This is a genomic window from Paraburkholderia gardini (assembly GCF_907164545.1).
GTDB lineage: Bacteria > Pseudomonadota > Gammaproteobacteria > Burkholderiales > Burkholderiaceae > Paraburkholderia > Paraburkholderia gardini.
The window spans coordinates 1-15,888 of sequence record NZ_CAJQZB010000038.1 but is presented as its reverse complement, the minus strand read 5'-3'; the positions used below and the strand labels follow the sequence as shown (position 1 = coordinate 15,888).

The 15,888-nt window shown below is 61.3% G+C and carries 14 protein-coding genes and 1 pseudogene; 9 read left to right on the top strand and 6 right to left on the bottom strand.

Going from position 1 to position 15,888, the window contains the following annotated elements:
• Window positions 1–19: 19 nt before the first annotated feature.
• From LPA37_RS22380 to LPA37_RS22365, 4 genes are all read left to right on the top strand, one after another.
• Window positions 20–1,702 (top strand): phospholipase C, encoded by a 1,683-nt coding sequence (locus LPA37_RS22380; protein WP_228978077.1) that lies wholly within the window; start codon window positions 20–22, stop codon window positions 1,700–1,702.
• Between the two features lie 90 nt (window positions 1,703–1,792).
• A complete protein-coding gene (locus LPA37_RS22375) occupies window positions 1,793–3,232 on the top strand; it encodes a cytochrome-c peroxidase (protein WP_229013744.1) in 1,440 nt (479 codons plus the stop codon).
• A gap of 194 nt (window positions 3,233–3,426) precedes the next feature.
• Entirely contained in the window at window positions 3,427–4,623 is a 1,197-nt protein-coding gene (locus tag LPA37_RS22370; RefSeq protein WP_229013743.1) for an amino acid aminotransferase, read from the top strand.
• 74 nt (window positions 4,624–4,697) lie between these two features.
• The gene (locus LPA37_RS22365) at window positions 4,698–5,672 is read left to right on the top strand and encodes a 2-dehydropantoate 2-reductase (protein WP_229013742.1); all 975 of its coding nucleotides are present in this window, start codon (window positions 4,698–4,700) and stop codon (window positions 5,670–5,672) included.
• Between the two features lie 67 nt (window positions 5,673–5,739).
• On the opposite strand, the gene LPA37_RS22360 is transcribed toward LPA37_RS22365, so the two are convergent.
• The 6 genes from LPA37_RS22360 to catA all read right to left on the bottom strand — a co-directional run bounded on the left by LPA37_RS22360 (window position 5,740) and on the right by catA (window position 11,581).
• On the bottom strand, window positions 5,740–6,657 hold the full coding sequence (locus LPA37_RS22360) for a pyridoxal-phosphate dependent enzyme (RefSeq protein ID WP_228978083.1): 918 nt from the start codon (window positions 6,655–6,657) through the stop codon (window positions 5,740–5,742).
• A gap of 196 nt (window positions 6,658–6,853) precedes the next feature.
• Window positions 6,854–7,630: a benzoate diol dehydrogenase BenD gene (gene benD, locus LPA37_RS22355; protein ID WP_228978085.1), complete on the bottom strand. Its 777-nt coding sequence runs from the start codon at window positions 7,628–7,630 to the stop codon at window positions 6,854–6,856.
• Window positions 7,627–8,649, bottom strand: coding sequence for a benzoate 1,2-dioxygenase electron transfer component BenC (benC, locus tag LPA37_RS22350; RefSeq protein WP_229013741.1), 1,023 nt, complete (start codon window positions 8,647–8,649; stop codon window positions 7,627–7,629). Before benC ends, benD begins: the two co-directional genes overlap by 4 nt.
• Before the next feature lie 39 nt (window positions 8,650–8,688).
• Window positions 8,689–9,177 (bottom strand): benzoate 1,2-dioxygenase small subunit, encoded by a 489-nt coding sequence (gene benB, locus LPA37_RS22345; RefSeq protein ID WP_229013740.1) that lies wholly within the window; start codon window positions 9,175–9,177, stop codon window positions 8,689–8,691.
• Window positions 9,174–10,532, bottom strand: coding sequence for a Rieske 2Fe-2S domain-containing protein (locus tag LPA37_RS22340; RefSeq protein WP_229013739.1), 1,359 nt, complete (start codon window positions 10,530–10,532; stop codon window positions 9,174–9,176). Before LPA37_RS22340 ends, benB begins: the two co-directional genes overlap by 4 nt.
• 113 nt (window positions 10,533–10,645) lie before the next feature.
• A complete protein-coding gene (gene catA / locus LPA37_RS22335; protein WP_229013738.1) occupies window positions 10,646–11,581 on the bottom strand; it encodes a catechol 1,2-dioxygenase in 936 nt (311 codons plus the stop codon).
• A 175-nt stretch (window positions 11,582–11,756) separates the two neighbouring features.
• Here catA and LPA37_RS22330 point away from each other — a divergent pair, with 175 nt between their 5' ends.
• The 5 genes and pseudogenes from LPA37_RS22330 to LPA37_RS22310 form a co-directional block, all read left to right on the top strand.
• Entirely contained in the window at window positions 11,757–12,680 is a 924-nt protein-coding gene (locus LPA37_RS22330; protein WP_229013737.1) for a LysR family transcriptional regulator, read from the top strand.
• 105 nt (window positions 12,681–12,785) lie between these two features.
• Window positions 12,786–13,913 carry a muconate/chloromuconate family cycloisomerase gene (locus tag LPA37_RS22325; RefSeq protein WP_228978202.1) on the top strand — a complete coding sequence of 376 codons (1,128 nt, stop codon included), beginning with the start codon at window positions 12,786–12,788 and terminating at the stop codon, window positions 13,911–13,913.
• Between the two features lie 93 nt (window positions 13,914–14,006).
• The gene (gene catC, locus LPA37_RS22320) at window positions 14,007–14,285 is read left to right on the top strand and encodes a muconolactone Delta-isomerase (RefSeq protein WP_228978096.1); all 279 of its coding nucleotides are present in this window, start codon (window positions 14,007–14,009) and stop codon (window positions 14,283–14,285) included.
• Window positions 14,286–14,582: 297 nt separating this feature from the next.
• Window positions 14,583–15,581 carry an AraC family transcriptional regulator gene (locus LPA37_RS22315; protein WP_228978098.1) on the top strand — a complete coding sequence of 333 codons (999 nt, stop codon included), beginning with the start codon at window positions 14,583–14,585 and terminating at the stop codon, window positions 15,579–15,581.
• 141 nt (window positions 15,582–15,722) lie between these two features.
• Window positions 15,723–15,888, top strand: a pseudogene (locus LPA37_RS22310) (acyl-CoA dehydrogenase family protein); the annotation flags it as partial.

Here is a 15,888-nt window from a genome sequence, read left to right as displayed (position 1 = left end):
GAATCTGGAGCCCCAGGAAATGTTTCGTAGAGCCCTTTTGCCCATCCCGTTCGCCGCGCTTGCGCTGGCCGCGTGCGGTAGCAGTAACGACAACAAGTCCGCCGCATCGCCACCGCCGGTCGCTGCCGTGTCGGTGCAGGACGCCGCTGCGACCGCTACGCCGATCAAGCATCTCGTGGTGATCTTCGGCGAGAACCGTTCGTTCGATCACTACTTCGCCACATACCCGGCGGCGGTGAATCCGGCAGGCGAGCCGCAGTTCCTCGCAGCGTCGAATACGCCGACCTCGGTCAACGGACTGACGCCGGCGTTGCTGACGGCGAACCCGAACAAGAGCGCGGCCGGTAATGGCGCGAACGCCGCGAACCCGTTCCGTCTCGACCGCACGCAGGCGAACACCGAAGGCCAGAATCACGCCTACACGGCCGAGCAGCAGGCCTACGACAACGGCCAGATGGACCTGTTCCCCGAGTTCACGGGTAACAACACGGTCAGCAGCACGGGCGTGTTCGGCACGCCGGGTCTCGTGATGGGCTACTACGACGGCAACACCGTCACGGCGCTGTGGAATTACGCCCAGAACTTCGCGATGAACAGCAATACGTATACGGATACGTACGGCCCGTCTACGCCTGGCGCGATTCACGTGATCTCCGGCCAGACGAACGGCGTGATTCCGAACGGCGGCGTCGCGGTGGCAGGCACCATGATCTCCGACGGCCAGGGCGGCTTCACGATCACAGGCGATCCGGATCCGACGGGCGATATCTGTTCGGGTACGACGTCCGGCCAGATGTCGGCGTTAAACAGGAATATCGGCGATCTGCTGAACGCGAAGGGACTGACGTGGGGCGGCTTCATGGGCGGCTTCGATCTGAGCGCGACCAATCCGAACGGCACGACAGGCTGTGCCCGCACGACGTACTCGTCGGTGCTCGCATCGTCGCCGAAGGACTACAGCCCGCATCACAACTGGTTCCAGTATTACCCGACGACCGCCAACCTGGCGCACACGCGTCCGACCTCGCTCGCGACGGTGGGCTTCACCGATCCGCTCGACAGCACCGCGACGCCGGTTCATCACGAGTACGACGTCAACGACTTCTTCGCGGCGGTGAAGTCGGGCAACTATCCGTCGGTGAGCTATCTGAAGGCACCGGCCGTGCAGGACGGTCACCCGGGCAATTCGGATCCGCTCGACGAACAGGCGTTCTACACGAAGGTCATCAATTTCCTTCAGCAGCAGCCTGACTGGAAGAACACGGCTGTGATCCTGACGTACGACGATTCGGACGGCTGGTACGACCATCGTTATGCGCCACCGACGACGGCATCGTTCGACGCGTCCGACATGCTGAACGGCGCCGCGACGTGCGGCACATCGGGCACGACGCCGCAAGGTCTGAGCCCCGCGGGTCTCGCGATCAACGGCCGCTGCGGCCCGGGCACGCGGATTCCGTTCATCGTCGTATCGCCGTATGCGAAGGTCAACTTCGTGGATGACACACGCCTCACGCAGGCGTCGGTCGTGCGCTTCATCGAAGACAACTGGCTTGGCGGTCAGCGCATCGGCGGCGGCTCGGACGATGCGGCTGCGGGCAGCATCGTGAACCTCTTCGACTTCACGAACGGCGGCAGCACGCCGACGCTGTACCTCGACGAGAACGAGGGGACGAAGCTCTCTGCCGCACCGCCGATCTGACCGGTTCGTTGCACCCGTGATGCGAGTCGAGCCAGCTTCGTGCTGGCTCGACTCGTTTGTTCGTGTTCCGCGTTTTTCATTGCCATCGCCATGACCCTTCGTACAAATGTCGCCTTTCCGCCGCCGATGCCGGCCGGCAAAAAACCCGATCCCCGCGCGGCACGTCGCGTCGTCATGCGCGCGCTTTTCCGGGTCATACCCGGTGTCGTGATCGCGCTCGCCGCCGTGGCGGGCTATGCGCTCGCGTACCCCGAACGCATGCCGGAGGCTGTCGGCCAGTTCGTCGAGGACCTGACCGGCGCGAACCCGCATCCGGTGCATCTCATGCGGCCCGACACGGCGCCGCTCAGTTCCGTTGCGTTGCTTGGACGCGAACTGTTCAACGATCCGTCGCTGTCGGCATCGGGCAAACAGTCGTGCGCGTCGTGCCATAGCGCGCAGCACGCGTACGGCCCGCCGAACGACCTGTCGGTGCAACTGGGCGGCCCGCATATGACGGACGCCGGCTACCGTCCTCCGCCTTCCCTGACGTACCTGTATCGCCAGGCGCCGTTCAGCATCGGACCGGACGCGGGCGATGCCGACGTCGTCGTGAATCTCGATCAGGCCGCCAGCGCCGCGCGCGGTGTGCAACGCGCGGTCAAGACCGCGGGTGCCGCGCCCGCCGCGCCGGCGATGGTGCCGCAGGGCGGTCTGTTCTGGGACGGCCGTGCCGATTCACTGCAACGCCAGGCGATCGGGCCGATGCTGAATCCGGTCGAGATGGCGAACAAGGATGTCAATGAAGTGGTCCGCAAATTGTCGACGGGCAGGTATCGCGCCACGTTCAGCAAGCTCTTTGGCCCGGGTGTTTTCGATCACCCGGATCTGCTGGCTTCGGAGGCGATGTTCGCGATCGGGCGCTTTCAGGTTGAAGATCAGTCGTTCCACGAATTCAGCAGCAAGTACGATTACTGGCTGGAAGGGCGCGCGCACCTGACGCAGGCGGAGCTGCGCGGCCTGCGACTTTTCAACGACAAGGCGAACTGCGCGGGCTGTCACGTGAGCCAGGTGAGCCGCGACGGCCTGCCGCCGCTCTTCACCGACCAGCAGTACGAAGCGCTGGGTGTGCCGCGCAACAACACACTGCCGGTCAACAAGAATCCGGACTTCTACGACATGGGTGTGTGCGGGCCGTTTCGCCATGACATCGCGACGCAGACGCAGTATTGCGGCATGTTCCTCACGCCGACGTTGCGTAATGCCGCTGAACGTCACGTGTTTTTCCACAATGGCGTCTATCACGACCTGAAGCAGGTGATGAACTTCTACAATCTGCGCAACACGAGTCCGGAGAAAATCTATCCGCGCGACGCGTCGGGCAAGGTCATGAAATACGACGATATCCCCGCGAAATACGTGGCGAATATCGACGTGGCCGATGCACCGTTCGACCGCAAGGCCGGCGACCAGCCCGCCATGACCGACGCGGAAATCGACGACATCATCGCGTTCATGAAAACGCTGGACGACGGCTACAAGGTGCGGTGACGCGGGCGCGGGAAACCGTTAGCGCAAGGCGTCCCGGCCCCGCCGCTCGCCTCGCCGGCGATTGAGACGATCGAGACGATTGAGCATGGATTTGCGCCCCGCTGGCATGGGGGTTTTTCACTTCCTCGAACAAGCTCGTGACTGCGGGTATTCTGTCATTCCTGCGCCCGCAGTTATACATCGAGGAAATAGCCATGTTCGAAAACGTGCCTGCCTACGCTGGCGATCCGATTCTTTCGCTGAACGAGGACTTTCAGCGTGATCCACGCGATCACAAGGTCAACCTGAGCATTGGTGTCTATTTCGACGATGTGGGCCGACTGCCCGTGATGCGTGCTGTACAGACGGTGGAAGCCTCACTGCTCGAAACCGCGGCGCCGCGCGGTTATCTGCCGATGGCAGGGCATGCGGGCTACCGTGATGCCGCACAGGCGCTGGTGTTCGGCGAAAACCATGATGCGCGTCGCGCAGGCCGCATCGCCACGCTCCAGACGCTCGGTGGTTCTGGCGCGCTCAAGGTGGCCGCCGATTTTCTTCGCCGGCATATACCGGCTGCCCAGGTATGGATCAGCGATCCGAGCTGGGAAAATCATCGCGTCGTGTTCGAAGGCGCCGGACTCACCGTCAACACCTATCCGTACTACGACGCCGCGACCGGCGGCCTGCGCTTCGACGCCATGCGCGATGCGATCGATGCGTTGCCGGAGCGAAGCGTCGTCCTGCTGCATGCGTGCTGTCATAACCCGACGGGTGTCGATCTCAACCCGGCGCAATGGGTCGAACTGATCCCCGTGCTGCAGCGCCGAAACCTGATTGCATTCGTCGACATGGCATACCAGGGTTTTGGCGACGGTCTCGAAGAAGACGCTGCGTGCGTGCGCAGACTCGCGGATGCAGGCGTGCCGCTTATCGTCGCCAGTTCGTTCTCGAAGAATTTCTCGCTGTACGGCGAGCGATGCGGCGCGTTGAGCGTCGTCTGCCGCAGCGCTGAAGAGGCGCAGCGCGTGCTTGGGCAACTAACCTTTTCGGTCCGCTCGAACTACAGCAATCCTCCCACGCATGGCGCGAAGCTCGTCGCCGGCGTTCTTTCGAATGCATCGCTTCATACAGCGTGGGAAAACGAGCTGGCGGACATGCGACAGCGCATCAAATTGATGCGTGGCAAGATACACGACGGGCTCGCCGGGCGCGTCGACGATGTGATGCGTGCGCGCTATGTCGCGCAGGTTGGCATGTTCACTTACACCGGATTGAGCGCGCAGCAGGTGGACCGGCTGCGCGATGAACATGCAATCTATCTGCTGCGCTCAGGGCGGATGTGCGTAGCGGGCCTCAACCAGCAGAACGTCGACTATGTCGCCTCTGCGATCGCATCGGTCGCCGGTAAGTAAGGCCAGCGTAGCGAAATAACCGGGACGTGTGTCCAGCAGATCGATAGCGCACGGATGCGCTTACGGGAGTCATGATGAAAGTCTGCATATACGGTGCCGGTGCAATCGGCGGCTGGATCGGCGTGAAGCTCGCGCAGGCCGGATGCGAGGTGAGCGTCGTGGCGCGCGGCGCGGCGCTGGCCGCGATCAGGCAGAACGGGCTGAGTCTTGTCGACGCCAACGGCACGCAATCCGTTACCGTCAAGGCCAGCGACGTGCCCGCCGAATCCGGTGTGCAGGATCTCGTTGTCGTTGCGGTCAAGGCGCCGGCCATGCAGTCGGTCGCCGCGCAACTCGGGCCGCTCGTCGGTCCACAGACACTGATCATGACCGCGATGAACGGTGTGCCCTGGTGGTTTTGCGCGGGTCTGACGGGTGCGTTTGCGAACACGCCGCTCGAGTCGGTCGATCCGGGCGGCCGGATTGCCGCCGCGATTCCCGTGCGACAGACGCTCGGCTGCGTGGTCCACGCGAGCTGCCGTATCGAAGCGCCGGGCGTGATCCGGCACAACATGGGCGCCGGGTTGATCGTTGGGGAAGCCGCAAGCGAATCGGGGGCACGCGTGGACGAACTGGTCACGCTGTTGCGCCACGCGGGCTTCGATGCGTCCGCGTCACCCAGGATTCAGCGCGACGTCTGGTACAAGCTATGGGGCAATCTGACGATGAATCCGATTAGCGCGATCACCGGTGCGACGACAGACAGGATTCTTCGTGACGAGCTGACGCGGGGCTTCGCGACGCAGGTGATGATCGAAGCGAAGGAGATCGGCACGCGCCTTGGCATTCCAATCGGGCAGGAACCGGAAGACCGGCACGCAACCACGTTGCGGCTCGGCGCGATGAAGACATCGATGCTGCAGGACGTCGAGGCGCGCAAGCCGGTTGAACTCGATGCGCTCGTGGGCGCAGTGTGCGAACTCGGAAAACTTGCCGACGTACCGACGCCGTTTACGAATGCGCTGCTCGGCCTCGCGCGGCTGCATGCACAAACCCTTGGCCTTTACTGAACGCATGTTGCTGCGCAGACCATCAGGGCCTGCGTAGCGTGACGCGTGTCGGGCAGGGCAGAGCGGTTCAGGTAGCGACGAGATACTGTTCGAGTTGCCCGACCGTCACGCCGGCTCCGCCGCAAACAATAACGAGAATCTTGCTGAATCCTTCGAGCACGCCCGCGTGGTCGTACACCGGTGCGAGGCTTGCGCCGCACGCGGGTTCGACGAGCACGCGGTGATCGTCCAGAAAGCGCCTGCAGGCCGTGACGGCAGCCGCGTCGGTCACGGTGACGGGCCGGATGTCCGCGCTTTGTGCGAGATTGAACGCCTGCTCCGAAACCTGTTTCGCGCCCAGCGAAGTCGCAATGCTGCGAATGGCGTCGAGTTCGATCCGCTTGCCTGCCTTGACCGATTGGGCGAACGAATCGGCACCTTCCGTCTCTACCGCGATGATGGGCACGTGCCCGAGCCCGTTGCGGCGCAGACCTTCGTGGACGCCGCAGAGCAAACCGCCACCGCCCACCGACAGCACAACCGCGTCGGGCTGTTCGCCTGCGGCGGCGACTTCGTCGATGATCGTTGCGTGACCGGTCCATAGCAGCGGGTCGTCGAACGGATGGATGAAGGCGTCCGTTGCGCCGACCAGCGAAAGTGCCATGCCGTTCGCTTCCTGCCACGTCGCGCCGTGCACGATCACCTCCGCGCCTTCCATCGCGATCAGGTCTCTGGCACGCTGGGTGGTGGTTTGCGGAACGACCACAATGGCAGGCAGGCCAAGCTGCCGCGCGGCGTACGCGACCGCGATGCCCGCGTTACCGCCCGAAGAAGAAATGAAGCGTTGCTTGCCGAGGCGTGCGTGCTCTTCGCACGCGTAACCGATTCCGCGAATCTTGAACGATCCGGGTGGCTGCATTGCGTCGAGCTTGAGAAGAACAGTGGCGCCGGCAGCAAGGCCAAGAGGCTGGGATGTCAGGAGTGGTGTTTGAACATGAAGCGGCATGGGAGACCTGTGAAGCTAAACTTCTGTGAGCGTACCTGAAATGCAGCATCAATGTGTCGCACGTGCATCGATCCAGATTGAGACGATTGAGCATGCAAGTGAGCGTCACGGGCATGGGCACGGACCGGTTGTGTTCCTGGAACCGGATAGCGGGCAGTCTGGAGCGTCTGCCGGGTTGGCTCACGGCATTTCTGGGTCAGCCGGTATCACCGCCGGCTACTGGCAACACGGTACCAGTGATATAGCTCGCTTCGTCCGAGGCGAGGAACAGAATCGGTGCGACCTGTTCGTCGATGCTGCCGTAGCGCTTGAAAAAAGTTGATTCGGTAACCTGCTTTACCGCATCGCCCATCCAGACTTTTTCCTGCTCGCTGTCGCCAGCGGTATTGCGCTGGACGCGTCTCGGAGGCGCATCGGTTCCGCCCGGCGCCGTGGCGACCACACGAATGTTGTGCTCTGCGTATTCCATCGCCAGTGACTGCGTCATCGCGTTGACTCCGCCCTTGGCCGCCGAATACGGTACGCGACGGATACCGCGCGTGGCATTCGAGGAAATATTGACGATGGTCCCGCCGCCGCGCTCAAGCAGATGGGGCAGCACAGCATGGCAGGCGTACAGCGTGGGCATGAGTGAGCGGCGAATTTCCGCGTCGATCTGCCCAGGTTCGAACTCAGCGAAGGGACGCATGCGAATCGCGCCACCGACACCATTGACCAGTATGTCGATGCCGCCAAACTGGCGCACTGCAAAAGCCATCGCCGATGCCGCGCCTTCATATGTCTCGAGATCGGCGACGAAGCCGGCCGTGTCCGCGCCACCTGCTTCAGCGGCAACTTCGGAGACGAAGCCGGCGCGGTCGACGAAGAGCACCTTGCCGCCTTCGGCGGCTGCGCGGAGCGCTACGCCGCGACCAATCCCCTGTGCAGCGCCGGTGACGACCATGACCTTGCCAGCAAATCGTTGCCTGTTCATGCGGTCCTCGCTGCTGCGTTGGGAGTGAACTTCTCGTAGTGGAAGCTGTTGGGCTTCACCCCGTTGTCGTCGAAATGCTTACGCACCGCGTCGACCATCGGGGGCGGCCCGCAAAGGTAAACGTCGACATCACCATCGTTGACGGCCTCGGCCGGCATGTGCTGCGTCACCCAGCCCTTGCGTGGATGGGCCGACTCCGTGTCGGCCACGACCGTGCTATAGGTGAAATTCGGCAACTTCGCCACGTAGCCTTCGATCTCACCGACCTGTACCAGATCGAGATCCCGGGTCACGCCGTAAATGAGGTGGACCTTCTGTTGCGAATGGGTGCGCGCCAGCACTTCGAGCATCGACAGGAACGGAGCGAGGCCTGTACCGCCAGCAAGGAACAGCAAGGGACGCTCCACCGCGCGCAGATAGAAACTGCCGAGCGGTCCTGTCAGCTCCAGCTTGTCGCCGGGCTGCGCGGAATCGAGCCAGGTGCTCATCACGCCCCCGGTGATTCTCTTGATCAGAAAGCTGACTTTCGCTTCACCCGGTGCCGACGAAAAAGAATACGAACGGTGCTGACCGCTGCCAGGCACATCAATGTTCACATACTGACCCGGCAGGAATGCCGGCGCGGTCGCATCCACATTCAGTTCGAGCACGACAGCCGCATCGTTGTGCGGTTCGACCTTCGATACCGTCGCGGCAAACTTGTCCTGCCCGGTTTTGCACGCAGTGGAAGATGCCGGCACTGCAATCACACAGTCGCTTTCCGGCACCATCTGGCAAGTCAGTACGAGGCCACTTTCCTTTTCATCCTCGTTTAGTGCATCGTCGATGTAATCGTCGCCCAGGTCGTAGCGTCCGCTTTCGGCGCGGCACTTGCAGGTGCCGCACACGCCATCGGAGCAATCCATCGGCAGGTTGATCCTTGCGCGAAAGGCGGCATCAAGCACCTTTTCGCCCGCCTTGCATGTCACGAAGCGGGTTACGCCATCCTCGAAATTCAGTGCAATGTTATAGCTGGACATCTTGCCTCCTGTACTGCTCATGTCCTCCGATGCGCGACATCAAACGTGATAAACGTCGAGCACCTGGCGGATGTAGTCGTCCTTCAGCACAATTCGCTTGTACGAGATCAACAGTTGATCGTTGACCTTTCGCAGCGTGACGAACATCGTGCCGAAAAATTGATCGGTGGTTTTGTAGCGGTGGCTGAGCGTGTTGAAGTTGTAGCGCACATCCACTTCGTTCTCGCGCCCGTCCAGCACTTCCACATTGGTGACGTTGTGACTGGTACGCGGTTCAGGCATCGAAGCGCCGCTGCGTTCGGTCTTGATGCGGAATACCCGGTCTTCCAGGCCGCCACGGTCCGGGTAATACATCAGCGAAATCTGGCTCTCGTGGTCGTCGGTGAGCTGGTCGTCGTCGTCCCATGCCGGCATCCAGTAAATGACGTCCGCGGTATAGCAGGCAAGCCAGTCGTCCCATTGACGATCATCGAGCAGGCGCGCTTCGCGGAACAGAGCAGCGCAGATTGTCTGGTAGTCGAAGCTCATGCCAGTGGCTCCCCGTGTTCCTTTTGCAGTGCATCGCGCATCACGTCGACCCAATATTCATGCTGGCAAACAAACAGTCCTTCGTCTTCGCTGCGCTCGCCTGAAATGCGCGGCTTGAGACCCATGCTCTTCGCATTTGCATCGGCGCCTTCGACCCACAGCGGCGCCCCGCGCGACAGGTCGTTCCACAACGCGGTAGTGCCGGCGTAACCTGCCTGGCACGCGCGGAACTCTTCAAGGTCGTCCGCGGTGCCCATGCCCGAGACGTTGAAGAAATCCTCGTATTGGCGGATGCGGTTAGCGCGGTCGGTTGTGCTCTCACTCTTTGGGGCAAAGCAGAAGATGCTGACTTCGGTTTTGTCCACGCTGATTGGGCGCACCACACGAATCTGGGTGCTGAACTGGTCCATCAGAAACACGTTCGGATAGAGGCACAGGTTTCGCGTCTGGTTGACGATAAAGTCCGCCTTGATTTCGCCCACGCGTGCCTTGATTTCGTCGCGGTATTGATAGACCGGGCGCACTTCCGGGTTCATCGTCCTGGTCCACAAGAGAATGTGGCCATGATCGAATCCGTACACGCCGGCCACCGATCTGCTCCAGCTGTTTGCGTCCACCGCCCTGGTGCCGTCGACCTTGCGACGATCCATTGTCGCGGCATAGTTCCAGTGCACGGTGCTGACGTGGTAGCCGTCGCAACCGTTCTCCATCTGCATCTTCCAGTTGCCGTCGTAGATGTACGAGGAGTTGCCACGTAACACTTCCAGCCCGTTTGCAGCCTGGTCGACGATCTGGTCGATGATGACCCTGGTCTCGCCGAGGTAGTCTTCCAGCGGCTGCGCGTCTGCATTGAGGCTGCCGAACAGGAAACCGCGATAGCTCTGGAAGCGAGCCACTTTCTTCAGGTCGTGCGAGCCGCTGGTATTGAATTGCACCGGGTATTCAGTGGTCTTCACATCCTTCACTTTCAGCAGCTTGCCGGTGTTGGCGAAGCTCCAGCCGTGGAACGGGCAGGTGAAGGTGCCCTTGTTGCCATGCTTTTTCCGGCACAGCATCGCGCCCTTGTGCGCACAGGCGTTAATGACCGCGTGCAGTTCACCGTTCCTGTCGCGCGTAACAACCACGGGCTGGCGGCCAATCCAGGTGGTGTAGTAGTCGTTGTTGTCCGGAATCTGGCTTTCATGGGCGAGATATACCCAGTTGCTCTCGAAGATATGTTTCATCTCGAGCTCGAACAGATCGGCGTTCGTGAAGATGTCACGGCGGCAACGGAATACGCCGTTTTGCCTGTCGTCCTGAACGGCGGTGTGCAGCAGTTCATCCAGCTGCCTGGCTTTGTCGATAATGGCGGACATGGGTGTTCTCCCCACGCGTGCTCCAGGTTGTGGAACACGCGCATCGGTGTCGAAGGAATCTTGCGGAGAATTGAGCGGCAGCAGGGGTACGACGTGGCCGCCGCGTCGGGCGGTTACGCCGTGGCTGATGCACGCAGGCGATGGACCACCTGGTTATCCTTGCCCTGAACCAGCGGGGTCAACTCGATGTTGAATTCGATTTCCCTGTACGCGTCGGCCTTCATGCCCAGCGCGACGCCGCCGGTCTTTTCGACCACGTGGGGAATCAGGTCTTCACGCGTGGCGTAGGCGAAGTCGTCCCAGATCAACGGGTCGCCCTCGATGTTGATTTGCGTCGTCAGCTTGCGGTACTTGTCGGTGGTGGCGAAGAAGTGCACATGCGCGGGACGGTTGCCATGACGGGCAAGCACGTTCAACAGCTGCTGGGTGGCGCCATGCGGCGGACAGCCGTAGCCGACCGGCATCAACGTATGGAATTCGTACTTGCCGTCGACACCCGTGCTGACCGCACCGCGCAGGTTGAACTCGTTCTGCGCGCCGGTCGGGTCGAAGTGCGAATAGAAGCCTTTTGAGTTGGCGTGCCAGCATTCGACTACCGCGCCTGCGACAGGCTTGCCGTCGGGGCCGGTTACCGTGCCGCGGATGACCAGCGGACCTGCATCCTGGTCCGGATTGATGTCAATCTTCGATACGCCATCACGCACGGGTGCACCGGCGACATACAGCGGACCTTCGATTGTGCGCGGCGTGCCGCCGGTGATGTCGGCCGCCTTGTCCTCTGCGTCCATGCGAATGTCGAGATATTTCTCCAGACCGAGACCAGCGGCAAGCAGCGCGGCTTCGCCGTCCTGACCGAGCTTGTTGAAGTAGCGAACGCCGGCCCAGATTTCGTCGGGCGTCATGTCGAGGTCGTCAATGGCCTTAAACAGGTCGCCCAGCAGGCGATGGACGATCTGCTTTGCGCGAGCATCGCCATCCTGGCTTCCGAGATTGGCAGCGGCCTTCAGCAGGTCCTGCGCTTCCTTCGAATCGAACACTTTTACGCTCATGTCTGCTCCTGAATCTCTATTTTCTCGTGGGGTTAACCCTTGGTTTAGCGCCCGTTTAAATATGCTTGAGAGGTATAATCGAGTGCTGAAACAGAGTGTGAAAGCAGAATAATGGACGCCAGAATGCCTCGTCCAACACTGATTTAGTATCGGTCTATATCCACGAGGTATTGAGATGGAGCTGCGGCATCTTCGCTATTTCGTCGCGGTAGCCGAGGAACGCAATTTCACGCGCGCGGCACAGCGACTGCACATGGCTCAACCGCCCTTGAGCCGTCAGATTCAGCAACTCGAAGAGATTCTTGAGGTGCAGCTTTTTCAGCGCGACTCGCGCCCGCTGAAGTTGACGGAAACGGGTAAGTTCTTCTACGCACACGCCGTCCAGTTGCTGGCTCAGACATCCGAACTCGAATCGATGACGAGGCGCGTGGGTAATATCGAGCGCAGTCTCTCGGTCGGTTTCGTGGGTTCCACGTTGTACGGAATGCTGCCCAAGATCATCCGGCGCTTCCGCGACGAAAACCCTACCGTCGAACTCAGCCTCCACGAGATGTCGACGATGGACCAGATCCGGGCGCTGAAGGACGGGCAGATTGATGTCGGGTTTGGCCGTATCCGACTTGAGGACGCGCACATCCGCCGGGTGATTCTTCGCGAGGAGAAGATGATTGTTGCTCTCCCGGAGGGTCATCCGCTCTCACTCGTCAAGGCCGTTCTCGCTCTTGGCGACCTGGTCAACGAGACGCTGATCATCTTCCCGAAGGCGCCGCGTCCCAGTTATGCAGACCAGGTGCTTTCGGCATTCGAAGACCGTGCGCTCAAGCCGCGCCGGATATATGAAGTACGAGAGTTGCAGATTGCGCTAGGGCTCGTCGCAGCGGGGGAAGGAATTTCTGTCGTTCCGAGTAGCGTATACGGCCTGAAGCGAGATGATGTGAGCTACAAGGCACTCGACGATCCCACTCTGGTATCACCCGTCATCATGAGCATGCGCATGCTCGACGAGTCGCGGGACATTCGGGAGCTGCTTGAACTTATCTATCGGCTATATGAAGAGGAACGGACACCCCATGCGCCTCGCAACGAATTCGGGCGGTGATGGTCGCCATACCTCGGGGGTATGATACCAGACGTCGATGGTGTTGGACAGTCGATTATTGGGCGCGCAATACTTCAGTCACTCACCAACTCCAACATTCCAGGTATGAACGTCCAAATCACATCCGTCGAAGCGATTCTGGTTGATCTCCCAACCATTCGCGCGCACCAGCTCGCAATGGCGACGATGCAGCAACAGACCCTCGTCATCGTCCGTCTGCGCTCAAGCGATGGCATCGAGGGTATTGGCGAAGCCACCACGATTGGCGGTCTGTCTTACGGTGACGAGAGTCCCGAAGGCATCAAGCTGACCATCGACACTTATCTTGCGCCTGCAATCGTTGGGCAGGATGCGACCAACATCAACGACGCAATGCTCCGGCTGAACAAGGTTGCCCGGGGAAACCGGTTTGCCAAGTGCGCAATGGAAACCGCTCTGCTAGACGCTCAGGGCAAGCGCCTGGGCGTTCCAGTTTCAACGCTGCTTGGCGGCGTGGTCCGCAAGACCCTTCCGGTCCTCTGGACGCTCGCAAGCGGCGATACCCAGCGCGACATCGATGAAGCAGAAATGCTGCTTGCGGAACGTCGCCACAACACTTTCAAGCTGAAGATCGGCCGTCGCAGCGTTCGTGATGACGTAGCGCACGTATCGAAAATCAAGGCCGCGCTCGGCGACCGCGCCAGAGTGACCGTAGACGTGAATCAGGCCTGGAACGAGGCTGACGCAGCGCTCGGGATCGAAGCGCTCGAAGCGGCCGGTATTGACCTCATCGAGCAACCCACTCCGAGAGAACAGCGCGGAGCACTCGCCAGACTTGCCGCGCGTTTCATCGTGCCCATCATGGCCGACGAAGCAGTGACAGGCCCGGAGGATGCCCTTGAACTCGTGCGCGGAGCATGTGCGGATGTCTTTGCCTTGAAGATTGCGAAATCCGGTGGCATCTATGGAATGATGCGTACCGCTGCCATTGCGGATGCAGCGGGCGTTTCGCTGTATGGCGGCACGATGCTCGAGGGCAGTATTGGGTCGATTGCATCGGCACACGGGTTCGCTGCTCTCCCGCAACTTGCGTGGGGTACTGAGTTGTTTGGGCCACTCCTGTTGAAAGACGACATCGTCACCGCGCGCCCGCAATACCGGGACTTCGATCTTCATCTGCCAGAAGGGCCGGGTCTGGGCCTGCATATCGATGAAGAAAAGCTCGCTTTCTATCGTCGCGACAAAAGTAGCTGAGCGCTCGGACAAACCGGCGGCAACCACTTGGGCCCGTTCCGGTTGTTGTTCAGCTGGATCTGAGAGATCTCCACTTTTTCTGTTGAGAAACCCATGCTCTATCTCGTAAGAATGGATGTGCACCTGCCCCACGATATGCCGGTGGCTCAGGCCGACGAAATCAAGGCAAGAGAAAAGGCGTACTCACAGGAGCTCCAGCGCCAGGGCAAGTGGCAACAGCTACATCGCGTTGTCGGTGAGTATGCGAACTACAGCGTTTTCGATGTCGACTCGCACGACGAATTGCATACGATCCTTTCAGGTCTGCCGTTGTTTCCTTTTATGACCGTGAAGGTGACTGCGCTCGCACGTCATCCGTCGTCCATCCGCTGAAGCGGCAACGGTTGCCATGAATCGGGACGCCGGGGGCACCGCGATCCGTCCGCTTCAGGCGTTCTCGTGCACCGGGCATGCCCATACCCTGGTATGATTTTCGTTTGCGCTCAACCTGCGGATTGCCACGCCTGACGAAGCGTGTGCGATGCTCCAGTTCAAGGGCGGCGACAACGTCGCGTTCCAGCCGTTCGGGCGACAGGGCCGGCGGGCTGGGACAGGCACGGGAAGCGGAAGGCGTCGGCAGAAACGATGCCGTCCGGAGAGGGCAATGCGTTTTGATCCGGCGTTCACCAATTGAATCAGTTCTCAGGCACCGTCCCCATATCGCTCGTCAACGGATTTCTGGCGGGCGCCGATCCGGTCGCGATCGAGCGGATGGCCGGGCAATCCGGCATCCCGTGCGAGCTGCTGCGTGAACCTGCGGCTCGCGTGACGCGGGAGCAGTTTTCGACGCTGTATCGCCGGCTGGCGATCGAACTCGACGACGAAATGCCTGGCATCTTCAGCCGGCCGCTTCGCAACGGCACGCTGAAGTATCTCTGCCTGAGCCTGCTCGATGCGCCCCGGCTCGAAATCGCGATGCACCGGTTCGGCCAGTTCTTCCATCTGATTGTCGATGACTTCAGGCTCGAATCGCGGCGCGAAGGCGCGCTCTGTCACATCGAGCTTGTCCCGGATCCCGAAGGTCCGGGCTTCGGCACGCTCGGCCGCGAGTTGATGCTGAAGCTCGCGCACGGGGTGGCATCGTGGCTGATCGGCGAGAAGATTCCGCTCTCCAGCGTGGCGTTCGATTGCCCGCGCCCGGCGCGTGCCGGCGACTACCTCTATCTCTTCCCTGGACCTGTCCAGTATGGTTGCGCGCGCACACTCATGTCGTTCGATGCGACGTACCTCGATATGGCGATCAGACAGCGCAAACCCGATCTGAAAAAATTCCTCGCGCGTGCGCCTGAGGACTGGATCTTCGTTTCGCTCGCCGAGCAACTGGTGTGCAACCGCACGCGCCAATACCTTGCAGCGTGTCTGCCGGCGATTCCCACCATCGAAGTCGTCGCGCGACATCTGCATTTTTCTGTCCGCACGCTGTGCCGGCGGCTCGTTGCGGAAGGCACGACGTTCCAGGCGGTCAAGGACGAAGTCCGTCGCGATATCGCCATTCAACGCCTGACCGGATCGACGGACGCGATCGCGTCGATTGCATACGACATCGGCTTCGGCAATACGACCGCGTTTCACCGGGCGTTCCGGCAGTGGACCGGCAGCACGCCGAAGACGTACCGCACGATGACCTGAGCGGCGACGCATGCTCCGTCGGCCCCGGGGCATGGCAGAAGATGTCAGCCGCGAGGTGATCCGGTCGCGGGGGTGGCCTGCCTCAATGGGCGCAATCTTGTGCGCTACAGCTACAGCTACGGCTACGGCCCCCCCATCGACGTGACGAGCCTGGGGGTGCAGGTACACGGGGGCATGGGCTTCATCGAGGAGACGGGCGCCGCGCAGTATTACCGCGACGCGCGCATCCTGCCGATTTACGAAGGCACGACCGCGATCCAGGCGAACGACCTGATCGGCCGCAAGACGGTGCGCGACGGCGGCGCGG